The organism is Burkholderia sp. AU44665 (assembly GCF_030504405.1).
Taxonomy (GTDB): domain Bacteria; phylum Pseudomonadota; class Gammaproteobacteria; order Burkholderiales; family Burkholderiaceae; genus Burkholderia; species Burkholderia semiarida.
Genome location: NZ_JAUJRI010000005.1, coordinates 228,717 through 252,411, shown reverse-complemented (window position 1 = coordinate 252,411; position 23,695 = coordinate 228,717). Strand labels below are relative to the sequence as shown.

At 66.9% G+C, this 23,695-nt stretch carries 23 protein-coding genes and 1 pseudogene; 14 read left to right on the top strand and 10 right to left on the bottom strand.

All coding sequences use genetic code 11. The annotated features are described in order from the left end of the window. The first annotated feature begins 119 nt into the window (after positions 1 to 119). The 9 genes from QZM15_RS14020 to QZM15_RS13980 all read left to right on the top strand — a co-directional run bounded on the left by QZM15_RS14020 (position 120) and on the right by QZM15_RS13980 (position 8,147). Positions 120 to 1,010 carry an alpha/beta fold hydrolase gene (locus QZM15_RS14020; protein ID WP_059583355.1) on the top strand — a complete coding sequence of 297 codons (891 nt, stop codon included), beginning with the start codon at positions 120 to 122 and terminating at the stop codon, positions 1,008 to 1,010. Positions 1,011 to 1,092: 82 nt separating this feature from the next. Then, complete coding sequence (locus tag QZM15_RS14015) at positions 1,093 to 1,923, top strand: 3',5'-nucleoside bisphosphate phosphatase (protein ID WP_302106587.1); 831 nt, start codon at positions 1,093 to 1,095, stop codon at positions 1,921 to 1,923. A gap of 72 nt (positions 1,924 to 1,995) precedes the next feature. Further along, complete coding sequence (locus tag QZM15_RS14010) at positions 1,996 to 2,628, top strand: L-threonylcarbamoyladenylate synthase (RefSeq protein WP_059583357.1); 633 nt, start codon at positions 1,996 to 1,998, stop codon at positions 2,626 to 2,628. A 47-nt stretch (positions 2,629 to 2,675) separates the two neighbouring features. Beyond that, positions 2,676 to 3,338, top strand: coding sequence for a site-2 protease family protein (locus QZM15_RS14005; RefSeq protein ID WP_059583358.1), 663 nt, complete (start codon positions 2,676 to 2,678; stop codon positions 3,336 to 3,338). Between the two features lie 8 nt (positions 3,339 to 3,346). Continuing rightward, the gene (locus QZM15_RS14000) at positions 3,347 to 4,549 is read left to right on the top strand and encodes a tryptophan--tRNA ligase (RefSeq protein WP_006487046.1); all 1,203 of its coding nucleotides are present in this window, start codon (positions 3,347 to 3,349) and stop codon (positions 4,547 to 4,549) included. Positions 4,550 to 4,557: 8 nt separating this feature from the next. Next, the gene (locus tag QZM15_RS13995; protein WP_302106586.1) at positions 4,558 to 5,160 is read left to right on the top strand and encodes a bifunctional 2-polyprenyl-6-hydroxyphenol methylase/3-demethylubiquinol 3-O-methyltransferase UbiG; all 603 of its coding nucleotides are present in this window, start codon (positions 4,558 to 4,560) and stop codon (positions 5,158 to 5,160) included. Between the two features lie 46 nt (positions 5,161 to 5,206). Then, complete coding sequence (gene dapA / locus QZM15_RS13990; RefSeq protein ID WP_059583362.1) at positions 5,207 to 6,109, top strand: 4-hydroxy-tetrahydrodipicolinate synthase; 903 nt, start codon at positions 5,207 to 5,209, stop codon at positions 6,107 to 6,109. A 111-nt stretch (positions 6,110 to 6,220) separates the two neighbouring features. After that, positions 6,221 to 7,366, top strand: a complete 1,146-nt coding sequence (gene bamC, locus QZM15_RS13985; protein ID WP_059583363.1) for an outer membrane protein assembly factor BamC — start codon at positions 6,221 to 6,223, stop codon at positions 7,364 to 7,366. 4 nt (positions 7,367 to 7,370) lie between these two features. Then, positions 7,371 to 8,147 (top strand): MBL fold metallo-hydrolase, encoded by a 777-nt coding sequence (locus QZM15_RS13980; protein WP_302106585.1) that lies wholly within the window; start codon positions 7,371 to 7,373, stop codon positions 8,145 to 8,147. 307 nt (positions 8,148 to 8,454) lie between these two features. Here QZM15_RS13980 and QZM15_RS33995 read toward each other — a convergent pair. Continuing rightward, positions 8,455 to 8,701 (bottom strand): annotated as a pseudogene (locus QZM15_RS33995) (hypothetical protein). 56 nt (positions 8,702 to 8,757) lie between these two features. Continuing rightward, entirely contained in the window at positions 8,758 to 9,978 is a 1,221-nt protein-coding gene (locus tag QZM15_RS13975; RefSeq protein ID WP_302106584.1) for a cupin domain-containing protein, read from the bottom strand. A gap of 32 nt (positions 9,979 to 10,010) precedes the next feature. Here QZM15_RS13975 and QZM15_RS13970 point away from each other — a divergent pair, with 32 nt between their 5' ends. Beyond that, positions 10,011 to 10,553 carry a peptidylprolyl isomerase gene (locus QZM15_RS13970; protein WP_059583368.1) on the top strand — a complete coding sequence of 181 codons (543 nt, stop codon included), beginning with the start codon at positions 10,011 to 10,013 and terminating at the stop codon, positions 10,551 to 10,553. Here QZM15_RS13970 and QZM15_RS13965 read toward each other — a convergent pair. Both QZM15_RS13965 and mutS read right to left on the bottom strand, forming a co-directional pair. Further along, positions 10,533 to 11,804 (bottom strand): hypothetical protein, encoded by a 1,272-nt coding sequence (locus tag QZM15_RS13965; protein ID WP_302106583.1) that lies wholly within the window; start codon positions 11,802 to 11,804, stop codon positions 10,533 to 10,535. The genes QZM15_RS13970 and QZM15_RS13965 overlap by 21 nt on opposite strands. Beyond that, positions 11,785 to 14,442 (bottom strand): DNA mismatch repair protein MutS, encoded by a 2,658-nt coding sequence (gene mutS, locus QZM15_RS13960; RefSeq protein ID WP_059583370.1) that lies wholly within the window; start codon positions 14,440 to 14,442, stop codon positions 11,785 to 11,787. Before mutS ends, QZM15_RS13965 begins: the two co-directional genes overlap by 20 nt. A 344-nt stretch (positions 14,443 to 14,786) precedes the next feature. Here mutS and QZM15_RS13955 point away from each other — a divergent pair, with 344 nt between their 5' ends. Continuing rightward, positions 14,787 to 15,020: a hypothetical protein gene (locus QZM15_RS13955; protein WP_302106582.1), complete on the top strand. Its 234-nt coding sequence runs from the start codon at positions 14,787 to 14,789 to the stop codon at positions 15,018 to 15,020. Positions 15,021 to 15,133: 113 nt separating this feature from the next. Next, positions 15,134 to 15,580, top strand: a complete 447-nt coding sequence (locus tag QZM15_RS13950) for a hypothetical protein (protein WP_124863497.1) — start codon at positions 15,134 to 15,136, stop codon at positions 15,578 to 15,580. 406 nt (positions 15,581 to 15,986) lie between these two features. Here the strand turns inward: QZM15_RS13950 and QZM15_RS13945 are convergent, their stop codons facing one another. Both QZM15_RS13945 and QZM15_RS13940 read right to left on the bottom strand, forming a co-directional pair. After that, on the bottom strand, positions 15,987 to 17,609 hold the full coding sequence (locus QZM15_RS13945; protein ID WP_060310075.1) for an NAD(P)/FAD-dependent oxidoreductase: 1,623 nt from the start codon (positions 17,607 to 17,609) through the stop codon (positions 15,987 to 15,989). 304 nt (positions 17,610 to 17,913) lie between these two features. After that, positions 17,914 to 18,717, bottom strand: a complete 804-nt coding sequence (locus tag QZM15_RS13940) for an inositol monophosphatase family protein (protein ID WP_059608913.1) — start codon at positions 18,715 to 18,717, stop codon at positions 17,914 to 17,916. 281 nt (positions 18,718 to 18,998) lie between these two features. Here QZM15_RS13940 and QZM15_RS13935 point away from each other — a divergent pair, with 281 nt between their 5' ends. Together QZM15_RS13935 and cysE are read left to right on the top strand one after the other, a co-directional pair. Further along, on the top strand, positions 18,999 to 19,823 hold the full coding sequence (locus QZM15_RS13935; RefSeq protein WP_302106581.1) for an RNA methyltransferase: 825 nt from the start codon (positions 18,999 to 19,001) through the stop codon (positions 19,821 to 19,823). Between the two features lie 284 nt (positions 19,824 to 20,107). Next, a complete protein-coding gene (gene cysE / locus QZM15_RS13930; protein WP_059583378.1) occupies positions 20,108 to 20,881 on the top strand; it encodes a serine O-acetyltransferase in 774 nt (257 codons plus the stop codon). A gap of 51 nt (positions 20,882 to 20,932) precedes the next feature. Here cysE and QZM15_RS13925 read toward each other — a convergent pair whose 3' ends face one another. The 4 genes from QZM15_RS13925 to QZM15_RS13910 all read right to left on the bottom strand — a co-directional run bounded on the left by QZM15_RS13925 (position 20,933) and on the right by QZM15_RS13910 (position 23,678). Beyond that, positions 20,933 to 21,733: a UDP-2,3-diacylglucosamine diphosphatase gene (locus QZM15_RS13925; RefSeq protein WP_226231980.1), complete on the bottom strand. Its 801-nt coding sequence runs from the start codon at positions 21,731 to 21,733 to the stop codon at positions 20,933 to 20,935. Positions 21,734 to 21,760: 27 nt separating this feature from the next. Next, on the bottom strand, positions 21,761 to 22,252 hold the full coding sequence (locus QZM15_RS13920) for a peptidylprolyl isomerase (RefSeq protein ID WP_006483987.1): 492 nt from the start codon (positions 22,250 to 22,252) through the stop codon (positions 21,761 to 21,763). Positions 22,253 to 22,340: 88 nt separating this feature from the next. Next, the gene (locus QZM15_RS13915) at positions 22,341 to 22,916 is read right to left on the bottom strand and encodes a peptidylprolyl isomerase (protein WP_034188904.1); all 576 of its coding nucleotides are present in this window, start codon (positions 22,914 to 22,916) and stop codon (positions 22,341 to 22,343) included. A gap of 39 nt (positions 22,917 to 22,955) precedes the next feature. Continuing rightward, on the bottom strand, positions 22,956 to 23,678 hold the full coding sequence (locus QZM15_RS13910) for a tetratricopeptide repeat protein (protein ID WP_059608914.1): 723 nt from the start codon (positions 23,676 to 23,678) through the stop codon (positions 22,956 to 22,958). Positions 23,679 to 23,695: the final 17 nt, after the last annotated feature.

Here is a 23,695-nt window from a genome sequence, read left to right as displayed (position 1 = left end):
GGTGTCTGCCGCCCGGCCCTCGAACGACCTCGCCGCTAGAGCGGCACCTCGATTGCCGGCCGCCGGAACCGGAGCGTCGCCGCTATAATCGAACGACCATTCTTTTTTTGGCGGCTGCGATGAGTGCCTCGAGTTCTGTTTCCGATTTCGTCACGGTGCGCGGCGTCCGGCTGCATGTGCGGCGCTGGGGCCGGCCCGACGCGCCGACGCTGTTCATGCTGCACGGCTGGATGGACGTCGCGGCGTCGTTCCAGTTCGTCGTCGATGCGCTCGCGGGCGACTGGCAGGTGATCGCGCCCGACGCGCGCGGCTTCGGGCTGTCCGACTGGCCGGTCGCGAGGCAGGGCGGCGGTCACTACTGGTTCCACGAATACCTGGGCGACCTCGATGCGCTCGTCGACCGCTACGCACCGACCGGCGAGATCAACCTGGTCGGACACAGCATGGGCGCGAACGTCGTGTGCCTGTATGCCGGCGCGCGGCCGGAACGCGTGCGGCGCGTCGTTGACCTCGAAGGTTTCGGGCTCGCGCCGGCGCGAGCCGACCAGGCGCCGCGCCGGCTGCGCGGGTGGCTCGACGAACTGCGCGAGCCGCCCGCGCTGCGGCCGTACGCCTCGCTCGACGACGTGGCGGCGCGCCTGATCAAGACCAATCCGAGGCTCGACCCGCGCCGCGCCGCGTTTCTGGCCGCCCACTGGTCGAAACGCGGCGACGACGGCCTCTACCATCTGCTGGCGGACCCGGCGCACAAGATGCCGGGCCCGCTGCTGTACCGGCTCGACGAAGTCATGGCGATCTGGAAGCAGGTGCGTGCGAAGGTGCTGCACGTCGAGGCCGTCAATTCGCCGACGCTCGCGCACCTTGCCGGCGACATCCCGCTGCCCGAATTCAAGGCGCGCTTCAATGCGTTCCCCGACTGGCGCGAGAAGCTCGTCGAGGATGCCGGCCACATGGTGCATCACGACCAGCCCGAGCAGATCGCGGCGCTGATCGAGGCGTTCTGCGCGTAGGCGCGTGGCGCCGGCGGCAGGGCACGCGGGCGGCGCAATTGCGGCGTTGCAGTAGAATGAGGCCTTACCTGCGATGCTGATAATGAACGCCGATCTCCACTGCCATTCCAATGTTTCCGACGGGTTGCTGCCGCCTGCCGACGTCGCGCGCCGCGCGCATGCGGGCGGCGTGACCCTGTGGGCGCTGACCGACCACGACGAGATCGGCGGCCAGGCGGCGGCGCGCAGCGAGGCGGAAGCACTCGGCATGCGCTACCTGAGCGGCGTCGAGATTTCGGTCACGTGGGCGTCGCGCACCGTGCACATCGTCGGTCTGAACATCGATCCCACCCATCCGGCGCTGGTCGATGGCCTGTACCGCACGCGCCACGGCCGCGCGGCGCGCGCGCTGGCGATCGCGGAGCAGCTCGCGACGCTCGGCATTCCCGGCGCCTACGAAGGCGCGCTGAGATACGTGTCCAATCCCGACCTGATCTCGCGCACGCACTTCGCCCGCTTTCTCGTCGAAAACGGCCATGCCGAGTCGACGTCCGACGTGTTCGACCGCCTGCTGGGCGACGGCAAGCCCGGCTTCGTCCCGCATCGCTGGGCGTCGCTGTCCGACGCGGTCGGCTGGATCCGCGCGGCAGGCGGCGAAGCGGTGGTCGCGCATCCGGGCCGCTATCGCTATACGCCGGTCGAATTCGACGCGTTCTTCGGCGAGTTCATCGATCTCGGCGGCCGCGCGATCGAGGTCATCACCGGCAGCCACACGCCCGACCAGTACCGCGAATACGCGGACGTCGCGCGCCGCTTCGGCTTCGAAGTATCGCGCGGCTCGGATTTCCATGCGCCGGGCGAGGGCCGCATCGAGCTCGGCAGCCTGCCGCCGCTGCCGCCCGACCTGACGCCGGTCTGGGAGCGCTGGCTCTGACGCCGGGCGGCTTCGGGCCGCCCGTGTCGCCGCCGTTGCGCGCATCCGACTTCTCCCTCTTTACGTGTCCCCATGTCCCAGTTCTTCAGGATTCATCCGGATAATCCGCAGCCGCGCCTGATCAAGCAGGCGGTGGAGATCGTCAGCAAGGGCGGCGTGATCGCGATGCCAACCGATTCGAGCTATGCGCTCGCGTGCCATCTCGACGACAAGGACGCGGTCGAGCGCGTGCGCCGGATTCGCGGCCTCGACGAAAAGCAGCATCTGTCGCTGCTCGTGCGCGACCTGTCGGAGCTCGCCAATTTCGCGATGGTCGACAACCGCCAGTACCGGCAGATCAAGTCGGTGACGCCGGGCCCGTACGTGTTCATCCTGCAGGCGACGAAGGAAGTGCCGCGCCGGCTGTCGCACCCGTCGCGCAAGACGATCGGGCTGCGCGTGCCCGATCACGCGATCACGCTCGCGCTGCTGGAGTCGCTCGGCCAGCCGCTGCTCGGCACGACGCTGATCCTGCCGCCGGACGACGAACCGCTGAACGATCCCGAGGAAATCCGCACGCGGCTCGAGAAACAGGTCGACCTCGTGATCGACGGCGGCGCGTGCCCGCGCGAGCCGTCGACGGTGATCGACCTGACCGGCGATGCGCCCGAACTCATCCGCGCGGGGCGCGGCTCCCTCGAACCCTTCGGGCTCTCGGCCGCATGACGCGCCGTGCCATTTTTGCGCGAGTGCGCTTGTTACAATAACGCGATATGGATGCTTCCCTGATACAGACCATCGCCGTCTACGCGCTACCCGTGATCTTCGCGATCACGCTGCACGAGGCCGCGCATGGCTATGCCGCGCGTCTGCTCGGCGACAATACCGCCTATGCGATGGGGCGCGTGTCGTTCAATCCGATGCGTCACATCGATCCGCTCGGCACGATCGCCATTCCGCTCGCGATGTACTTCCTCACCGGCGGCGCGTTCCTGTTCGGCTATGCGAAGCCGGTGCCGGTGTCGTTCGGTAACCTGCGCAATCCGCGCTGGGGCAGCCTGTGGGTCGCCCTCGCGGGCCCGGCCTGCAACTTCGTGCAGGCGCTCGTCTGGGGCGTGCTGACCCTCGTGCTGCCGGCCGTCGGCGTCGACGAGCCGTTCTTCACGCGCATGGCGTTGGCCGGCGTCAGCGCAAACCTCGTGCTCGGCGTGCTGAACCTCTTTCCGCTGCCGCCGCTCGACGGCGGCCGCATCCTGGCGGCGCTGCTGCCGACCAGGCAATCGATCGCGCTGTCGCGCATCGAGCCGTACGGTTTCATCATCGTCCTCGTGCTCGTCACGACGGGCGTGCTGACGAACTTCTGGCTGCGTCCGCTCGTCAATGTCGGCTATGCCGTGCTGAGCGCCATCCTGTCTCCCTTCGCCTCGCTTTTCTAACGACAATCATGTTCCCAGAACGTATTTTCTCCGGCATGCGACCCACCGGATCGCTGCACCTCGGTCATTACCACGGCGTGCTGAAAAACTGGGTGAAGCTGCAGTCCGAGTACCCGTGCTTCTTCTGCGTCGTCGACTGGCATGCGCTGACGACGCACTACGAGACGCCCGAGGTCATCGAGAAGAACGTATGGGACGTGCTGATCGACTGGCTCGCGTCCGGCATCGATCCGGCGCAGGCGACGCTGTTCATCCAGAGCAAGGTGCCCGAGCACGCGGAACTCGCGCTGCTGCTCGGCATGAGCACGCCGCTTGGCTGGCTCGAACGCGTGCCGACCTACAAGGAGCAGATGGAGAAGCTGAAGGACAAGGACCTGTCCACCTACGGCTTCCTCGGCTACCCGGTGCTGATGGCCGCCGACATCCTGCTGTATCGCGGCTCGCTCGTGCCGGTCGGCGAGGATCAGGTGCCGCACGTCGAGATGACGCGCGAGATCGCGCGCCGCTTCAACTACCTGTACGGCCGCGAGCCCGGTTTCGAGGAGAAGGCGCTCGAAGCCGCGAAGAAGCTCGGCGGCAAGCGCGCGAAGCTCTATCACGAGCTGCGCAACGCGTATCAGCAGGAAGGCGACGACGAGGCGCTCGAACAGGCGCGCGCGATGCTGCAGGAATCGCAAAGCCTGTCGATGAGCGACCGCGAGCGCCTGTTCGGCTATCTCGAAGGCGCGCGCAAGATCATCCTGGTCGAGCCGCAGGCGCTGCTGACCGAGGCGTCGCGGATGCCGGGCCTCGACGGGCAGAAGATGTCGAAGTCGTACGGCAACACGATCGGCCTGCGCGAAGACGCCGAGACGATCACGAAGAAGGTCCGCACGATGCCGACCGATCCCGCGCGCGTGCGCCGCACCGATCCGGGCGATCCCGACAAGTGCCCGGTGTGGCAGCTTCACCAGGTCTACACGGACGAAGCGACGCACGAGTGGGTGCAGAAGGGCTGCCGCTCGGCGGGCATCGGCTGTCTCGACTGCAAGCAGCCGGTCGTCGAGGGCATCCTGCGCGAACAGCAGCCGATGCTCGAGCGCGCGCAGAAGTACATGGACGATCCGTCGCTGCTGCGCGCGATCGTCGCGGACGGTTGCGACAAGGCGCGCAAGTACGCGACGGAAACGATGCGCGACGTGCGCGACGCGATGGGCCTGTCGTACAACTGATCCGGCGCATGAGCGAATCCGTCATCGCCGCCGCAGGCAGCCACGTCGGCCCGGCCGGGCCGTCGCGCTGGGTCGCGCAATGGGCGCGGCTCGTGCCGGCCGGCGGTGCGGTGCTCGACGTTGCCGCCGGCGGCGGCCGCCATGCACGCTGGTTCGCGTCGCGCGGCCATCCGGTCGTCGCGCTCGACCGCGATCCGGTCGCACTGGCCGCGTTGCGCGCGATTCCCGGCGTCGACGCCCGCGCGGCCGATCTCGAAGGCGCGCCATGGCCGCTGCCGGCCGACGAGCGGTTCGCGGCCGTGATCGTCACGAACTATCTGCATCGCCCGCTCTGGCCCCATCTACTCGATGCCGTGGCGCCGGGCGGTGTGCTGGTCTACGAAACCTTCGCGCAAGGAAACGAAACGGTCGGAAAGCCGTCCAACCCCGCGTTCCTGCTCGCCCCGGGCGAGTTGCTGGACGCCGTGCGCGGGCACCTGCGGGTGGTCGCATACGAGGACGGTTTCGTCGCCGCGCCGCGCGAGGCGTTCGTCCAGCGTCTTTGCGCGGTGCGCGAGGGCGCGACCCCGAAGGCGGGGGCGGGAATTCCACGTTACGAACTGCCCGGCTAATCCGCTACAATCTCAACGTTTACCGGTACACAATCAATCGCGTTTCATGGCTAACGGCACCCAAGACGGCATTCAAATCCGCGGCAGCATCCCCGCGATCGTCACCCCGATGCTCGAAGACGGCAGTCTCGACCTGCCGGCGTTTCGCAAACTGATCGACTGGCACATCGCGGAAGGCACCGATGCGCTCGTCGTCGTCGGTACGAGCGGCGAGTCGGCAACGCTCAACGTCGAAGAGCACATCCTGATGATCCGCACGGCGGTCGAGCATGCGGCGAAACGCATCCCGATCATCGCGGGCGCGGGCGGCAATTCGACCGCCGAGGCGATCGAGCTGACGAAGCACGCGAAGGCCGTCGGCGCGGACGCGACGCTGCAGGTCGTGCCGTACTACAACAAGCCGACGCAGGAAGGCATGTACCGCCACTTCCGGACGATCGCCGAAGCGGTCGACCTGCCGGTGATCCTGTACAACGTGCCGGGCCGGACGGTCGCGGACATGGCGCACGAGACGACGCTGCGCCTCGCGGAAGTCCCCGGCATCATCGGCGTGAAGGAAGCGACCGGCAACATCGATCGCGCCGCGCACCTGATCAAGGCCGCGCCGAAGCATTTCGCGATCTACAGCGGCGACGATCCGACCGCGATTGCGCTGATGCTGCTCGGCGGCCACGGCAACATCTCGGTGACCGCGAACGTCGCGCCGCGCGCGATGAGCGAGCTGTGCCGCGCGGCGCTGGCCGGCGACGTGCAGACGGCCCGCACGCTGCACATGAAGCTGCTGTCGCTGCACAAGAACCTGTTCATCGAAGCGAACCCGATCCCGGTGAAGTGGGCGCTGCAGGCGATGGGCAAGATGCAGGGCGGTATCCGGCTGCCGCTCACGGCGCTCGACGAGCGCTGCCACGATGCCGTGCGTTCGGCCCTCGTCGAGGCCGGCGTTCTCTGATGGCAAGGCGGCCGCGTCCTGCGGCCGCCGGCTCGACCCCTGATCAACCCGCACCGGCCGGCTCCGTCCGGCGCCGCTCCTGACGAGCGTTCTAGCAAGACGAAGGATTTCATGAAACGTTTCGCCTTTTCCTCTCGCGCCATCCAGTTGTCGGTGGTGGCGCTGGCGCTGGGCGCGCTCGCTGGCTGCGATACGCTGAACGATTACCTGGCCCCCGACCGGGTCAACTACAAGAACACCGGTTCGGCGCCGCCGCTCGCGGTGCCGAGCGACCTGAAGCCGGTGCCGACGACGCAGCAGTTCGTCGCGCCGCCGACCAACGCCGGGCTCGGCACGCTGCCGCCGCGGGCCACGACGAAGGCCGGCAACGCGACCGACGGCATCCCGAGCGCGCAGGATCCGCTCGGCATGCACATCGAGCGCGACGGCGACCGCCGCTGGCTCGTCGTCGACGGCCGCACGCCCGAGCAGCTGTGGCCGATCCTGAAGGAATTCTGGCAGGAGAACGGCTTCTCGCTGAAGACCGATGCGCCGTCGACGGGCATCATGGCCACCGACTGGGCCGAGAACCGCGCGAACATTCCGGACGACTGGTTCCGCCGCACGATCGGCAAGGTCATCGATTTCGCGTATTCGTCGGGTACGCGCGACCGCTTCCGCACGCTCGTGAACCGCACGCCGGACGGCAACACCGACATCTCGATCACGCACAGCGCGATGGAAGAAATGATGGTCGGCCCGCAGGGCGGCACGTCGTCGCGCTGGGAAGAGCGGCCGCGCAACCCGGTGCTCGAAGCCGTGTTCCTGTCGAAGCTGATGCAGAAGTTCGGCCTGACCGACGCGCAGGCAAAGCAGTTGCTGACCGATGCGCGCCCCGCGACGGCGCCGGCGCAGGTCAGCGACACGAGCGGCGGCGCGGCGACGCTGCAACTGGCCGAGTCGTTCGATCGCGCCTGGCTGCGTGTGGGCCTCGCGCTCGACCGGACCAACTTCACGGTCGACAATCGCGACCGCGAGAAGGGCGTGTACACCGTGCGCTATGCGAATTCGATGGAAGAGCTCAAGCGTGACGGCCTGTTCGGCAAGCTGTTCTACGGCGGCCCGTCGGCGGCGAAGCCGGGCAAGGAGTTCCTCGTCAACGTGCGCGCGCAAGGCACCGGCGGCACGCAGGTCGCGGTGATCGGCGCGAATGGCCAGATCGACAACTCGTCGGACGCGCAGCGGATCATCTCGCTGCTGCACGCGCAACTGAACTGAACGCGTGCGATTCGCCAGCCTCGGAAGCGGCAGCGAAGGCAACGCGCTGGTCGTCGAGGCCTCGAGCGGCACGACGACCACCCGCGTGCTGCTCGACTGCGGCTTTTCCGCCAAGGAGGTCGAGCGCCGGCTCGGCCGACTGAATCTCTGCATCGCCGATCTCGATGCGATCCTCATTACCCACGAACACAGCGACCACGTCGGCAGTGCGCTGACGCTCGCGCGCCGCGCGTCGCTGCCGCTCTACATGAGCTGGGGCACCGCGCGCGCGGTCGGCGCGGACGAGGCCGATGTCGATCTGCACGTGCTGTGGGGCGACGAGACGGCCGCGATACGCGATCTGGCCGTGATGCCCTATACGGTTCCCCACGATGCGCGGGAACCGCTCCAGTTCGTGTTCATGGACGGAAGCCGCCGGCTCGGCGTGCTGACGGACGTCGGGATGGCCACGCCGCACATCACGGCCGTTTTGAGCGGCTGTGACGCGCTCGTCCTCGAATCCAACCACGATACCGCGATGCTGGCCGCCAGCCGCTATCCGCAGTCGCTGAAGGCGCGGATCGGCGGCAACCACGGCCACCTGAGCAACGACGCGGCGGCCGACATCCTCGCGTCGCTCGAACGCAGCCGTCTCCAGCACCTGGTCGCGGCCCATCTGAGCCAGCAGAACAATCTGCCGGAACTGGCTCGCCAGGCGTTTGGCGGCGTGCTCGGGACGGACGGGGAAGACGTGATCGTGGCCTCGCAGGACGCGGGCTTCGGCTGGTTGACGCTCGGATGAGCAGCGCGGGGCCGCCGCGGCGGCCCGAAGCGACTGCCGGGCGCTCGATTCGAAAGCGGCAGACGTAAAAAAACCGGCCCTCGGGCCGGTTTTTTTTCAGCTGACGCTGAAGGCTTACTGGCTTGCGCCCGAAGCCGGAGCAGCCGTCGCTGCCGAAGCAGCCGACGCCACTGCAGCAGCAGCGTCGCTCGCAGCAGCCGTTGCCGACGAAGCAGCAGCCGAAGCGTCGCTCGCAGCACCAGCAACTGCCGAAGCAGCCGACGAAGCAGCAGCAGCCGCGTCGCTTGCAGCCGACGAAGCAGCTTGATCAGCGCTCTTGTTGCAAGCAGCCAGTGCAACAGCAGCCAACAGGGAAGCTACGAGGAGGGATTTCTTCATGATCACGTCCTTTTATGGTTAAAGGTAAGCAACAGCGCGAAACAATACCGGTAATGTGCTCCAACACCGACCTGGGCCGCTGGTGGAGATGCACTTCTTAGAGCGTGAATCTTCCCTACGGCTTGGGCGGAAATTATATGCACTTTCCTATCGACCGTCGACAAATGCGGGGTCAATACGTTGTCTTTCCCATACAGAATTTGATCTGTACGGGCATACGGGGCGACTCACACTAATTCCGGCATCCGACCCGTATCCAGCCCGCACGATACCACTCGTGCAACAAGGCTGTCATCGAGGGAACCCGGGATAGTGTTACAAACCGTTTCGCCTCCATCTGGCGTTGATTGGCCAGTTCGGGCAGCCATTCATCGGCTTGCTCGAGTGGTCCTTCCTCGCCATTAATGAAGTACGAGCGCGCGTTATACATCAATGCGGCCCTTCTGTCGAGACGCACGCCGCGGCGTGACGCCTGCGCGACGAACGCCGCCTCCGACAGCGGGCGCTCGGGCGGGTCGAAAACGACGTTCGATTTGGGCTCGCTCAGGTAGCAGCCGAGGAATTCGGCGACGTCGCGCTTGCGCCAGCGGATCGCGTCGACGATCTCGGCGACACGTTCGACCATGGCCGGCGGCAGTTGCGCGGGCGCATCGACGGCCGGCTGCTTCGGATCGCGGTAGAGATCGTCGCCGCCCGCGTCGCGCAGGCCGCCGCGCTCCGCGAGGTAGTACAGGAACTGGGCGCCCAGCTCGCCCGCGGACGGCGCCCGGAATCCGATCGAACAGGTCATGCACTCGCCCTCGGCGACGCCGTCGTGCGCGATGTGCGGCGGCAAATACAGCATGTCGCCGGGCTCCAGCACCCATTCGTCGCTCGGCTCGAAGTTTTCGAGAATCTTCAGCGGCACGTCCGGCTGCAGCGACAGATCCTTCTGCGCGCCGACCCGCCAGCGGCGCCGGCCCTCGACCTGCAGCAGGAATACGTCATACGAATCGAAATGCGGGCCGACGCCCCCGCCGTCCGTCGCATACGAGATCATCAGGTCGTCCAGCCGCGCGTCGGGGATGAAGCGGAAGCGGTCGAGCAGCGCGCGCGCCGCGTCGACGTGCAGATCGAGCCCCTGCACGAGCAGGGTCCAGGATTTGCGCGTAACGGCGGGCAGCGCGTCGGATTCGAACGGACCGTGCGCCAGTTGCCACTTGTTACGAAAATGGGTGATCAATCGCGATTCCGCGTCATAGTCGGCGGCGAGCTCGAACAATGCATCGCGCGTGACCGGCGACGCGACGCCGGGAATCGCCTGGCGGATCAGCAGCGGCTTCTTTTGCCAGTAGCCGCGCATGAATTGCGCCGGCGTAAGGCCGCCGAGCAGCGGCGTGGGAAGATCGGGGGGCGGCGCGCCGAGCGGGGCGGCAGCGGCTTGCCGCGGTTCGGCTTGAGACCGGTTGCGCATCGTATAATGAGACTTGTATTTGGGAGAATTGGATGAAAATCGCAAAAAACACCGTCGTGTCGGTCACTTACAAGCTGTCGGACACACAGGGCAACCTGATCGAGGAAAGCGACGAGCCGATGGTCTATCTGCACGGCGGCTATGATGGCACGTTCCCCAAGATCGAGGAACAGCTCGACGGCCACGAGGCTGGCTACCAGGCGCAGATCCAGCTCGAGCCGCAGGACGCGTTCGGCGACTACGATCCCGAACTCGTGAAGATCGAGCCGCGCGACCGTTTTCCCGAGCCGCTCGAAGTGGGCATGCAGTTCGAAGGCACGCCGGAAGACGGTGACGAGGAAGTCGACTCGCTGATCTATACGGTCACCGATATCGCCGAAGACAAGGTCGTGCTCGACGGCAACCACCCGCTGGCGGGCATGGCGCTGCGTTTCGCGCTGACCGTGAAGGACGTGCGCGAAGCCACCGAAGACGAAATCGAGCACGAGCACGCGCATGGCGCGGAAGGGCTCGAGATCGTCGACGAGGACGACGACGAAGACGGCGAGGCGCCGTCAGGGCGCACCCTGCACTGAGCTTGCCGGCAGGCCCGGCACCGGCCCCGATGCAGGGGGCGGTGCAGGCCACGACGCGCCGCCCGGTGCGGCGCCGTCGCCCTGCAACGGCGGCGCGACCGACGACGCATCGGGCAGCGCCGGCAGCGCGGGGATTTCCGGCATCTGCGGCAGCGGCACGTCGTCGCGCGGCACGAGCGGCAGCGTGGGCGGCACCGGCAGGTTCTTCGGTACTTCCTGCAGGCTCACGTTGAAGATCGTCTGCCGTGCCGGCGATACGCTTACCTTCACCCACTGATTCGCCGGATGGCGCGGTCCGATCGTGACGCGCGTCACGTTTCCTACCAGCTCACCGTCGTCGCCATGCAGCGGACGGTCGATCAGAAAGCCGTTCGCCAGCGGTTCGCCGCTCGCGTGCACCACCAGTATCGGGCCCCGGAACGCCCCCGCGGCCTTCACCAGCGTTCGTTTCAGCTCGCGGAAGCCGTCGCGTACGCGCGGCCGGTTGAAGCGCAGCCACGCGAAGCGCTCCGCGCGTTCATAGCGTTCGAACTGCGGATCGCCTTCGAAAATCACGACCATCGCGCGCGCTTCGCGCCGCTTCGCATATTCGGCCGCGTGGTCGATCCAGAAGCTGTTCGCGATCACGCGGTCCTCGAATTCGCCGTTGCGGCCGCCCGCCGTCAAATAATGGTTGTTCGGCGCCGGCACGTTGAGCGCGACGTAGACGATGTCGTCGCGCATCCAGCGGGCGTTCTCGCGATACGGCCTGAACCGTGCGACTTCGCTCTCCCGCGTAATCTGCAGCGCACGCGGGTCGGGCAGAGCAGAATCGGCGAGCAGCGTCTGCCGCAGGAAATCGAGCCGCTCGACCGGGTCGTAGCCGCCTCCCGCCGCGGTGTTGCAGGCGATCCAGTCGTCGTGGCCGGGAATGAACACGAGCGGCACGCGCGCCGAATCCAGGATCGCGCCGCGCTGCGAATACAGCGTGTCGCGGCATGCTTCCTTCGAGCCTTTGAGATCGCCCGCATAGACGACGAACGCGAGGTTGCGCTCCCGTGCGATCGCATCGAGCAGCCGCTGCGCGGCCGGTTCGTCCGCCGGGGCGTTGATGACGCCCGACACGACCGCGAACGAGTAGGGCGCGGCGCTGCGCTTGGGCGGCGCGGCCAGCGCCCCGGCCTGCGCGAACGCAACAACCGCCGCGACGAGCGCGGTGGCGGCGCGGGCCGGCACGCCCCGCGCAATGCGCTTACGCGTGCCCGTCGGCATCGTGCGACCGGACCAGCGTGCGCAGTTCGTACAGCAGGTCGAGCGCCTCGCGCGGCTTGAGATCGTCGGGATCGATGTCGCGCAGTTTTTCGAGCGCCGGATGCGGCGTGTCGGGCAGCGCCGGCGCATCCGCGCATTCGAGATCGTCGACGGCCGCCGGCGGCGCGCTGAAGAGATCGAGTTGCGGCGTGTGCTGGGAGGCCGACTGCTGTTCGAGATACGCGAGGTGCTTGCGTGCGGCGCGGATCACCGGCGCCGGGACGCCCGCGAGCTGCGCGACCTGAAGACCGTAGCTCTGGTTCGCCGGGCCTTCGTTGACCGCGTGCAGGAACACGATACCGTGGCCGTGCTCGACCGCCGACAGATGGACGTTGGCCGCTTGCGGGAATTCGGCCGGCAGTTGCGTCAGCTCGAAGTAGTGCGTCGCGAACAGCGTGTAGCACGCGTTGTGCGCCAGCAGGTGGCGCGCAATGGCCCAGGCGAGCGCGAGGCCGTCGAAGGTCGACGTGCCGCGGCCGATCTCGTCCATCAGCACCAGGCTTTGCGGCGTCGCGTCGTTGAGAATCGCCGCGGCCTCGGTCATCTCGACCATGAAGGTCGAGCGGCCGCCTGCGAGATCGTCGGCCGCGCCGATGCGCGTGAAGATCCGGTCGATCGGGCCGAAGCACGCCGACTTCGCCGGCACGTAGCTGCCGACGTACGCCATCAGCGCGATCAGCGCGGTCTGCCGCATGAACGTCGACTTACCGCCCATGTTCGGCCCGGTGATCAGCAGCAGCTTGCGCTCGGGGCCGAACCGGCAGTCGTTCGCGATGAACTGCTCGACCTGCGCTTCGACGACCGGATGGCGCCCCTGTTCGATTTCGATGCCGATCTCGTCGGTGAAGGTGGGCGCGACCCAGTCGAGCGCGCGTGCACGTTCGGCGAAGGCGGCGAGCAGGTCGAGCTCGGCGAGGGCCGAGGCGACGCGCTGGCATTCGGGGATGAACGGCAGCAGCGCCTGCAGCACGGAGTCGTACAGCGCGCGCTCGCGCGCCAATGCGCGTTCCTGCGCGGACAGCGCCTTATCCTCGAAGGTCTTCAGTTCCGGCGTGATGTAGCGCTCCGCGTTCTTCAGCGTCTGGCGACGGCGGTAGTCGTCGGGCACCTTGTCGGTCTGGCCGCGCGTGACCTCGATGTAGAAGCCGTGCACCTTGTTGTATTCGACGCGCAGGTTCGCGATGCCGGTGCGCGCGCGCTCGCGCGCTTCGAGGTCGATCAGGAACTGCCCGCAGTTCTCCGAAATGTCGCGCAGCTCGTCGAGCTCGGCATCGTAGCCGCGCGCGATCACGCCGCCGTCGCGCACCATCGCGGCCGGCTCGGTGGCGATCGCGCTCGTCAGCAGGTCGAGGCATTCGGCGGGCGGCGCGAGCGCCGCGTCGACGCGCGCGAGCGCATCCGCGTTCGCGACGATCGCGCCGATGCGCTCGCGCAGCGCCGGCAGCGCGGCGAACGTGTCGCGCAGGCTCGACAGGTCGCGCGGGCGCGCGGACAGCAGCGCGAGCCGCCCGGTGATCCGTTCGACGTCGGCGATCTGGCGCAGTGCGCTGCGCAGCGCATCGAGGCTCGCGCTGGCCGGCGCATCGAGCAGCGCGCCGATTGCCTGCTGGCGCGACTGCGCGGCGACCGATGCGCGCGGCGGATGATGCAGCCAGTGACGCAGCAGGCGGCTGCCCATCGTCGTGCAGCAGGTGTCGAGCAGCGAATACAGCGTGGGCGACTCGGTGCCGCGCAGCGTCTCGGTCAGTTCGAGATTGCGGCGCGTGGCCGGATCGAGCCCGATGTATTCGGTTTCGTTCTCGACCTTCAGGCTGCGCACGTGCCGCAGTTGCTGGCCTTGCGTGGCCGCGGCATAAAGCAGCAGCGCGCCGGCCGCGCCGCACGCACTCGTCAGCGAATGCGCACCGAAACCGTCGAGGCTCGCGACGTCGAGCTGGTCGCACAGACGCTGCGTGCCCGATGCGATGTCGAAGTGCCAGGCCGGCACGCGCTTGGTTGCGCCCGCGCCGGCGGGAATGGCGTCGGTTGCCCCGTCAGGCGTCAGGATTTCGGCCGGCCGGATGCGTTCGAGCGCGGCGGCGAGCTGCTCGGGCTCGATTTCGGCGAGCCGCAGCGCGCCGCTCGCGAGGTTCAGCCACGCGAGGCCGATGTTGACCGCGACGCCGCGCTTGTTGTGGCCGGTGCACATCGCGAGCAGGTAGACATCGTTCTTGTCGGACAGCAGCGCGGCATCGGTCAGCGTGCCGGGCGTGACGACGCGCACGACCTTGCGCTCCACCGGGCCCTTCGACGTGGCCGGATCGCCGATCTGCTCGCAGATCGCGACCGATTCGCCCATCTTCACGAGCTTCGCCAGATATTGCTCGACCGCGTGATGCGGGACGCCGGCCATCTTGATCGGCGTGCCGGCCGACGCGCCGCGCTGCGTGAGGGTCAGATCGAGCAGGCGTGCCGCTTTTTCCGCATCCTCGAAGAACAGCTCGTAGAAGTCGCCCATCCGGTAGAAGACGAGCGTGTCCGGATGATCGGCCTTGATGCGCAGGTACTGCTGCATCATTGGAGTGTGGCCTGCGAAGGCTTCGGGCGACAGCGTGGTCATAGGTCAGGCATGAAGTTGTTGCTTGGGTTGCCCGAGTTTACCAGTGGCATCGACGTGAACGCGCGAAGTTGGCCGTTTGGCCAGCTGTAGGGGGACTCGGCAGCGTCAGGGGCCTGTCCTGCCTCACGCGCGTAGCGCTGCGGGCACAACCCGCCACATAGTGCTAACCCCGACACGCCAGTTGCGGTCGACAGTCTAGATTGTGACTGTAGGGGTTCATTGATCGAGCATCGGACGTTCTGTCCATTTCCTCGATATGTCGACCGGAGACCGCTACGTGAACGAATCGATCTACCGCGTCATTTTCGGCTTTGTCGTGATCTGCTGACCGTGACGGAGGATATATGACGCATCCTTTGTACGAATTGCTTAGCAACCTGGACGAACGCCGCCTCTTTTATACATTGGGCTGGCATCGCCCGGACACCATTCTGATCTCGATAACTGTGCCCGGTGAGCGTATCGAGATCGACGTGTTCGACGATGGACATATGGAAATGTCCCGCTTTTCCGGAGATGAGAGTGTAATTGACGACCAGCAAATAATTTTGAAGGCTATCGAGGACGTGTCCGAGTGAAACGGGGGGCGACGACGCGCAACGCGACCACTTCCCGTTGGACGACTCTACTAGATCGCCTAGATTATGACTGTTTGGGTTCGTCGATAGCCAGGGACGCATCAGGGGGCGGTGTGCTTCTTGAAATTATCAATCACGGTTCAGTGAGGCTACAAATGAGACCAGAGTCACGCGCAAATGCTTACGCGATCATGGGCCTGGGATCTACCTTGCTGGGTAGCTATGCATTGGAGCGCGCTATTGCGTACTTTGGCATCACTGGTGATTCAGTAGGAGGAATAGCGTTTGGGGGCGCGGGTATTTGCTTATTCGTTGTCGCGGTTGCCCACTTCTACATGGCAATTGGATACAGATTTGGTCGCCTTGAAGCAGTCGAAGGAAGCCCGGAAAGTGCAACCCTGAAAGCAGAGGTGGGTGTTGTTGCTAAGGCGGTTAAAATTCGTTTCTTGCGAAGGCCGGATGCTAGAAATTCGATTTCAGAACAAGGCACTCGCTACATCTTCTTCATCGGTAATGGCCGGCCGTGGGTTTGTCCAGAATCTAGATTCTTGATGGACTGAGCTAATGGCTTCTCAAAACAGCAGGCGTAAGTCTTGGCGTAGGTTTTTTCGCTGACCCGCGTCAGATAAGGCGCAGGTACTGCTGCATCATTGGAGTGTGGCCTGCGAAGGCTTCGGGCGACAGCGTGGTCATAGGTCAGGCATGAAGTTGTTGCTTGGGTTGCCCGAGTTTACCAGTGGCATCGACGTGAACGCGCGAAGTTGGCCGTTTGGTCGACTGCCGGCGCTGTCGTGCAGTGGCAGCCGAATTCGCGCGGTCGCTCGCGAGCGCTTGCCACGAGGCACCGAAGAAGGGCGCATGGCCGTGGGCGGCGCGTCTTTCGCCCTTCCGAAGCGTTGCAACGAGCGGGGCAGGCCCGGCGGCGCTCGGCTGGCGAGCCTGCGCGCGCCGACCCCGTGCCGCTAATCAGGACGCGTGCCCCGACGTCAGGCTGAGCGCGACCGCTTGCGCGACTTCGATACCGTCGATCGCCGCCGAATAGATGCCGCCGGCATAGCCGGCGCCTTCGCCGGCCGGATACAGGCCTTCGACGTTCATGCTCTGGTAGTCGTCCTTGCGCCGAATCCGGATCGGCGACGACGTGCGCGTCTCCACGCCGGTGAGCACGGCATCGTGCATCGCGAAGCCGGCGATCTTCTTGTCGATCTCGGGCAGCGCTTCGCGGATCGCTTCGATCACGTAGTCCGGCAGCGCGGTACTGAGATCGGTCGGCGTCACGCCGGGCTTGTACGACGGCTCCACCGCACCGAGCGACGTCGACGGCCGGCCCGCGATGAAGTCGCCGACCAGCTGGCCGGGCGCGCGGTAATCGCCGCCGCCGAGTTCGAACGCGCGCGTTTCCCATTTACGCTGGAACGCGATGCCGGCGAGCGGGCCGCCCGGATAGTCGTCCGGCGTGATGCCGACGACGATGCCCGCGTTCGCATTGCGCTCGGCGCGGGAATACTGGCTCATTCCGTTGGTGACCACGCGGCCGGGCTCCGAGGTCGCGGCGACCACCGTGCCGCCCGGGCACATGCAGAAGCTGTAGACCGCGCGCCCGTTGCTTGCGTGGTGGACCACCTTGTAGTCGGCCGCGCCGAGCTGCTTGTGGCCCGCGAACTTGCCGAAGCGGCTGCGATCGATCACGCCTTGCGGATGCTCGATCCGGAACCCGAGCGAGAACGGCTTGGCTTCGATATAGACGCCGCGGTCGTGCAGCATCTGGAACGTATCGCGCGCGCTGTGGCCCACGGCCAGCACCACGCGGTCGCACCGCAATGTTTCCCCGTTCGACAGCTTGAGCGCGCGCACCTTGCCCTGGTCGATTTCGATGTCGTCGACACGGGTTTCGAAGCGCACTTCGCCGCCGAGCTCGTGGATCGACGCACGCATTTTTTCCACCATGCTGACGAGGCGGAACGTGCCGATGTGCGGGCGGCTCAGGTACAGGATGTCGTCGGGCGCGCCGGCCTTGACGAATTCGTCCAGCACCTTGCGGCCATAGTGGTTCGGATCCTTGATCTGGCTGTACAGCTTGCCGTCGGAAAACGTTCCCGCGCCGCCTTCGCCGAACTGCACGTTGGATTCGGGATTGAGCACGCTCTTGCGCCACAGGCCGAAGGTGTCCTTGGTGCGCTCGCGCACGGCCTTGCCGCGTTCGAGGATGATCGGACGGAACCCCATCTGCGCGAGGATCAGCCCCGCGAACAGCCCGCACGGACCCATGCCGATGACGACCGGGCGCAGGAAATCGGCGTGCTCGGGCGCCTTGGTGACGAAGTGGTACGTCATGTCGGGCGTCACGCCACAATGCGGCTTGCCGGCGATGCGCTCGAGCGCGGCCGCCTCGTCCTTGACTTCGACGTCGACGATATACGTGAGCTTGATGTCGGCACGCTTGCGCGCGTCGTGCGCGCGGCGGAACACGGTGTAACGGAGCAACCCGTCTGGCGCCACGCCGAGCTCAGCGAGGCGCGCGCGAATCGCGGCCTCGAGTGCGCTCTCGGGGTGGTCGAGGGGGAGTTTGATTTCGCTTAGCCGTAACATGGGGACTCGGATGCGATTGCCACGGCGCCGTGGCGGTGTTGATACAGGCGGGGCCGGCATGCCGGCGGCCTCGTTCGCCGCGCGGGCATGCCGGACGCAAACCATTCGCCGTCGTTGCGGCAGAAGCGGAGCGAGCGGCAACACGCCGACCGGCACGCGCCACGCGAGCAACTTCAGGATAGGCGCACGAAGCGATCCGTGTGCACGGAAGATTTATCCGTGCGCCAGACGATCGGCGCGCTATCGTGACGATGTCGCGCGAGCGGTTTGCGCGAAAGCCGCGCCACGCGGGCGCGGCCCGGGCTTACTCCGCTGCCGGATGCACGCGGCTGTAGCGGTTCAGGATCGGGATCATCTGCGCGTAGATCTTCGGGTTCGCGGCGACGATCTCGTGGCGGTGCAGGAAATCGGCGTCGCCCGTGTAGTTGCCGACGAGGCCGCCGGCCTCGGTGATCAGCAGGCTGCCCGCCGCCATGTCCCACACGTTGATGCCTTGCTCGAAGAACGCGTCGAGGCGGCCGGCCGCGACGTTCGCGAGATCGAGCGCCGCCGCGCCCGGGCGGCGCAGGCCCGTGCAGGCCTGCGTCATTTCGGTGAAGAGGCGTGCGTAGGCGTCGAGGCCGTCCTTCTCGCGGAACGGGAAGCCCGTGCCGACCAGCGCGTCCGACAGGCGGTCGCGGCGGCCGACGCGGATGCGGCGGTCGTTCAGGTACGCGCCGCGGCCGCGGGTGGCCGTGAACAGGTCGTTCTTGTTCGGATCGTAGACGACGGCCTGCGTGACGACGCCCTTGTGCTCGAGCGCGATCGAGACGCAGTAGTACGGGAAGCCGTGGATGAAGTTGGTCGTGCCGTCGAGCGGATCGATGATCCACTTGAATTCGGATTCGTTCTCCGATTCGCCCGATTCCTCCGCGAGGATCGCGTGATCGGGGTAGGCGGTCTTCAGCGTCTCGATGATCGCGTCTTCGGCGGCCTTGTCCACTTCGGTGACGAAGTCGTTCTGCTGCTTCTTGCGGATCTCGATCAGGTCGAGATCGAGGGACGCGCGATTGATGATCTGTCCGGCGCGGCGCGCAGCCTTGACAGCAATGTTGAGCATGGGATGCATGAGCCTGGATCCTGTAGCCGGCGGCACGGGCCGCCACGAAGTGGGACAACCGCCCGGAACGGCGCAAGCGTGCCGGGGCGAGGTGAGACGCGAATTGACAAAGAGCGGGGTACGACCCGCGCTGCGCCGGGCGCAACGCGTAAAGGCATGATTTTACCCGATTTTCGGCGGTTTCAGGCGATCTGCATGCGGGGAAACCCCCACTGGCCGTCCGGACGAGTGGGTTTGCGGGGGCGATGGCGATACCATACGGCCATTCTGATGAACCGAGTCGTATCTTAGTGGAAACCCCGCAGAACACCGCCGCGCCGTCCGAATCGGGCGCGGCCTCGTCCGCGCCGCCGTCCGGCGGCTTCACGTCCACCCGCTTCGTGCTCGTCGAGCCGAGCCACCCCGGCAACGTCGGGGCAGCCGCCCGCGCGCTGAAGACGATGGGCTTCTCGCGCCTCGTGCTGGTCGCGCCGCGCGTGCCGCACGTGCAGCGCGACCCCGACGCGATCGCGATGGCCAGCGGCGCGGACGACGTCCTCGCGTCCGCGCATGTCGTGCCGACGCTCGGCGAAGCGCTGTCCGGCGTTCACTGGTCGATCGCGCTGACCGCGCGCACGCGCGAATACGGGCCGCCGCGTCTTGCACCGCGCGCGGCCGCCGCGCAGGCGAGCGCGCAGGTCGGCGCGGGCGACATCGCGCTCGTGTTCGGCAACGAGCGCACCGGTCTCGCGAACGAGCATGTCGACCAGTGCAGCGCGCTCGCGCATATTCCGGCCAACCCGGCCTACAGTTCGCTGAACCTCGCGCAGGCCGTGCAGGTGCTCGCATACGAGTTGCGCGTCGCGTTTCTCGAACAGGCGAGCGAGCCGTCGGCGCAGCCGCCGGCCGAAGCCGGCACGCTCGCGCAGAGCGACGAGATCGAGCGGATGTACGTGCACCTCGAGAACGCATTGATCGCGCTCGACTTCCTCGATCCGCGCAATCCGAAGAAGCTGATGCCGCGGCTGCGGCGCCTGTTCGCGCGCACCGGCCTCGAGCGCGAGGAGGTCAACATCCTGCGCGGCATCGCGAAGCACATCCTGCTGAAGTCGAACCAGCCGGGCGGCGACGCGTAAGCGGCCGACGCTCCGATTGCCGGGCGCGGGGAATCCGGTGGCAGGCCGTGCCTCGACCCACCGGAAGCGTCGAAGCTTCTATTTCTCCCGACCGACACACCCTGCAAACGCCGCCACGGCAAGCGTCCCGGTCGAATACCCGCGCCGACGGCGGGGTGAACGCGCGGCCGCGTGCGGCCGGGCGCGACTGGCCCTACAATCGCCGGACGTCATAAGCAAATGACCCGGCGCGATAACGGCCGGCATTGCCGGCGATGCGCGCCGGCCTTTTCCCAGATCACATCATGTTCACGAGACTGCGCGAAGACGTTGCAACGATTCGCGAGCGGGATCCCGCCGCTCGCAGTGCGTGGGAAGTGCTGACCTGTTATCCGGGGCTGCACGCGCTCGTGCTGCACCGGTTCGCGCACGCATGCTGGCGCGCGAAACGTTACTGGCTCGCGCGGTTCGTGTCGCAGGCCGGCCGGTTCCTGACCGGAATCGAGATCCATCCCGGCGCGACGATCGGCCGGCGCGTGTTCATCGATCACGGCATGGGTGTCGTGATCGGCGAGACGGCGATCATCGGCGACGATTGCACGATCTATCAGGGCGTGACGTTGGGCGGTACGTCGCTCACGCGCGGCGCGAAGCGCCACCCGACGCTCGAGGCCGGCGTGATCGTCGGTGCCGGCGCGAAGGTGCTCGGCGGTTTCACGGTCGGCGCGGGCGCGAAGATCGGCTCGAACGCGGTGGTCGTCAAGCCGGTGCCGGCGGGGGGCACGGCGGTGGGCAATCCGGCGCGCATCGTGATGCCGGCGCAGCCGAAGCCGCAGGCCGAGCGTGCGGCGTTCAGCGCATACGGGATCACGCCGAACGCCGACGATCCGATGTCGCTCGCGATTCACGGTCTGATCGATCACGCGGCGAAGGAAAGCCGCCGCGTCGACGAGATCGTCGCGGCGCTCGAGCGGCTCGGCACGCATCTGGAAACGCTGCAGGGCGCCGACGCGGCGCGCCTCGACCTGCGCAGGCTGTCGGCGGTGCTCGAAGGCAAGACGGTCGAACGCCAGACGTAACGAACGCGATCGACGCCGGTCGCTGCCGTCAGTGCGACGGCAGCGGCGGCGTCAGTCGAGCGGCATCGCGTGGATGCCTTCCGCGTCGACGCGCAGGTAGCCGCCGCGCGGCGTGCCGTGATCGAGATCCCAGTCGGGCAGCACCCAGCGGATCCCGCCCGGCTCGGCGTGGCGCGCGGGGCGGTGCGTGTGGCCGTGAATGATCACGCTCGCGCGGCTCTTCCGGAACAGCGCGGCCACGCCTTCTTGCGTGACGTCGTACACGGCCGACGCAGGGCGCATGCGGCCCGCTTCGCTGCTCGAGCGCATGCGCTGCGCGAGCGCGCGGCGCCACCGGAACGGCCACGCGAGAAACAGCCATTGCGCGACGCGGTTGCGCGCGAAGCGACGGAACACCTGGTAGCCGCGGTCGGCCGTGCATTGCGCGTCGCCGTGCGCGAGCACGATGCGCTGGCCGAACGCCATGATCAGCGAAGGGTCGGGCAGCAGCATCGCGCCGGCGGCCTTCATGAAGCGCCGGCCGAGCAGGAAATCGCGGTTGCCGTGCATCACGTAGAGCGCGATGCCGCGTTCCGAGAACGTGTGCATCAGCGCGGCCATGCGTGCGGCGAACGGATCGTCGTCGAGGACGTCGTCGCCGATCCAGTATTCGAACAGGTCGCCGAGGATGAACACCGAATCGGCGCTGTCGGCGGTGTATTTGACGAAATGCTCGAACGCGGCGACCGTCTTCGGAATCGCCTCGCTCAGGTGCAGATCGGACAGAAACAGGAACGGGCGTGCGGCTTGCGCGTACTCGCGCTCGCCCGGCACGCCCGCGGAGACGCTTCGCGGCGGACTCTCCTGCAACATCGAAGTGCCTCCGTAACGGCGGGTGCGTCAGACCACCACGGCCTTTTCGATCACGACGTCGTCGGTCGGCACGTCCTGATGGAAGCCGGCGTTGCCCGTCTTGACGCCCTTGATCTTGTCGACCACGTCCTGGCCTTCGACGACCTTGCCGAACACCGCGTAGCCCCAGCCCTGCGGCGTCGGCGACGAGTGGTTCAGGAAGTCGTTGTCGTTCACGTTGATGAAGAACTGGGCGGTCGCCGAGTGCGGATCGTTCGTGCGCGCCATCGCGATCGTGTAGTTGTCGTTCTTCAGGCCGTTGTTCGCCTCGTTGTCGATCGGCGCGTCGGTCGGCTTCTGCTTCAGGCCCGGCTCGAAGCCGCCGCCCTGGATCATGAAGCCGTTGATCACGCGATGGAACACGGTGCCGTCGTAATGGCCCTTCTTCACGTAGTTCAGGAAGTTCTCGACCGTCTTCGGTGCCTTCGCGGCGTCGAGCTCGAGCTTGATCACGCCGTGGTTCGTGTGCAGTTCAACCATGATGAATTCCTTCGGTGAGGCAGTTTAAATGGCACGCGGCCGGTCGTGCGACGCGGCCGCGTGAGGCGCCGGACGTGCCGGCAGGTGCTTACTTCGAGACGATGCTCGCCGATTCGATCACGACCGGTTGCGCCGGTACGTCCTGCATCGGGCCGCGCGAGGTCGTCGCCACGCCTTCGATCTTCTTCACGACGTCGAGACCCGACACGACCTTGCCGAACACCGCATAGCCGTTGCCGTCCGGGTTCGGGTAGTCGAGGCCGCTGTTGTCGACGGTATTGATGAAGAACTGCGCGGTGGCCGAATTCGGATCGCTCGTGCGGGCCATCGCGATCGTGCCCGTCAGGTTCTTCAGACCATTGCGGCTCTCCAGCGGGATCGGCGCGCGGGTCGGCTTTTCCTCGAAGTTGGTCTTGTAGCCGCCGCCCTGGATCATGAAGCCCTTGATCACGCGATGGAAGATCGTGCCGTTGTACTGGCCGGCCTTCACGTAATCGAGGAAGTTGGCGACCGACTTCGGCGCCTTCTCCGGGTAGAGCTCGACGCGGATGTCGCCCTGCGAGGTCTTCAGCTGCACGACGGGGTGCGCGGTGGCCGATTGCGCGAATGCGGGCGCGGTCGCGAGAAGGGCGGCGCCGCCAAGCGCCAGCAACAGACGTTTCATTGCGATCCTCAGGTTGGGAGGGAAGGAAGGCCGCGCCGCTTAGCGCGACGGCGCGACGTACGGCGCCGCCAGTGCGCCCGACGGACCGCTGAACTGGAACGTCGGCGACATCGGCAGCGTGGTGGTGCTCACGTTCGCGGCGGCGCGCTCGGTGTAATCGCGCGTGGCGGGCGTCGTCGCGCGCGCGTTCGGCGCGGCTTTCGACGGCGACACGATCTTCTGCAGATCGGCGAGGCGCTGCGCGGTCGCGCCGCTCGTGCGGCCAAGCGATTGCGCGCGCTTGTACGATTCGGCCGCGAGGCGCAGGTAGAGATCGCCGAGGTTCTCGTACGCGAGCGTGTAGCTCGGGTTCGACTGCGTCGCGGTGACGAGCGCGGTGCGCGCTTCGTCATAGCGGCCGTGCTTCGCGTAGAGCGCCGCGAGGTTGTTGTACGGCTCGGGCAGCTCGGGGTACGCCTGCGTGATCGCGACGAACTGCTGGATCGCGTCGTCGTCGCGGTTCAGGCGGGCCAGCACGGTGCCGCGCTTGAACTGCGCCTGCACGTCGTGCGGGTTCGACGCGATGCGCGCGTCGAGCTGCGCGAGCGCCTGCTTCCACTGCTTGCCGCCGATCGACGCGTCGATTTCGGGCGTGCCGTCGGCGACCGCCGGGGCTTTCTGCGCATGCGCCGCGGGTGCCGCGAAAAGCGTCAGCGCGACGCCCATGACGGTGGTCGCAACGAGGGTCGCAGCGCTCGGCGCGCGGCCGCGATGAGGTTTCATAGGCGTAAATCGGAATG

Coding starts and splice junctions, on each gene's coding strand:
- QZM15_RS14020 (WP_059583355.1), top strand. CDS start 120: ATGAGTGCCTCGAGTTCTGTTTCCGATTTCGTCACGGTGCGCGGCGTC.
- QZM15_RS14015 (WP_302106587.1), top strand. CDS start 1,093: ATGAACGCCGATCTCCACTGCCATTCCAATGTTTCCGACGGGTTGCTG.
- QZM15_RS14010 (WP_059583357.1), top strand. CDS start 1,996: ATGTCCCAGTTCTTCAGGATTCATCCGGATAATCCGCAGCCGCGCCTG.
- QZM15_RS14005 (WP_059583358.1), top strand. CDS start 2,676: ATGGATGCTTCCCTGATACAGACCATCGCCGTCTACGCGCTACCCGTG.
- QZM15_RS14000 (WP_006487046.1), top strand. CDS start 3,347: ATGTTCCCAGAACGTATTTTCTCCGGCATGCGACCCACCGGATCGCTG.
- QZM15_RS13995 (WP_302106586.1), top strand. CDS start 4,558: ATGAGCGAATCCGTCATCGCCGCCGCAGGCAGCCACGTCGGCCCGGCC.
- dapA (WP_059583362.1), top strand. CDS start 5,207: ATGGCTAACGGCACCCAAGACGGCATTCAAATCCGCGGCAGCATCCCC.
- bamC (WP_059583363.1), top strand. CDS start 6,221: ATGAAACGTTTCGCCTTTTCCTCTCGCGCCATCCAGTTGTCGGTGGTG.
- QZM15_RS13975 (WP_302106584.1), bottom strand. CDS start 9,978: ATGCGCAACCGGTCTCAAGCCGAACCGCGGCAAGCCGCTGCCGCCCCG.
- QZM15_RS13970 (WP_059583368.1), top strand. CDS start 10,011: ATGAAAATCGCAAAAAACACCGTCGTGTCGGTCACTTACAAGCTGTCG.
- QZM15_RS13965 (WP_302106583.1), bottom strand. CDS start 11,804: ATGCCGACGGGCACGCGTAAGCGCATTGCGCGGGGCGTGCCGGCCCGC.
- mutS (WP_059583370.1), bottom strand. CDS start 14,442: ATGACCACGCTGTCGCCCGAAGCCTTCGCAGGCCACACTCCAATGATG.
- QZM15_RS13955 (WP_302106582.1), top strand. CDS start 14,787: ATGACGCATCCTTTGTACGAATTGCTTAGCAACCTGGACGAACGCCGC.
- QZM15_RS13945 (WP_060310075.1), bottom strand. CDS start 17,609: ATGTTACGGCTAAGCGAAATCAAACTCCCCCTCGACCACCCCGAGAGC.
- QZM15_RS13940 (WP_059608913.1), bottom strand. CDS start 18,717: ATGCATCCCATGCTCAACATTGCTGTCAAGGCTGCGCGCCGCGCCGGA.
- cysE (WP_059583378.1), top strand. CDS start 20,108: ATGTTCACGAGACTGCGCGAAGACGTTGCAACGATTCGCGAGCGGGAT.
- QZM15_RS13925 (WP_226231980.1), bottom strand. CDS start 21,733: ATGTTGCAGGAGAGTCCGCCGCGAAGCGTCTCCGCGGGCGTGCCGGGC.
- QZM15_RS13920 (WP_006483987.1), bottom strand. CDS start 22,252: ATGGTTGAACTGCACACGAACCACGGCGTGATCAAGCTCGAGCTCGAC.
- QZM15_RS13915 (WP_034188904.1), bottom strand. CDS start 22,916: ATGAAACGTCTGTTGCTGGCGCTTGGCGGCGCCGCCCTTCTCGCGACC.
- QZM15_RS13910 (WP_059608914.1), bottom strand. CDS start 23,678: ATGAAACCTCATCGCGGCCGCGCGCCGAGCGCTGCGACCCTCGTTGCG.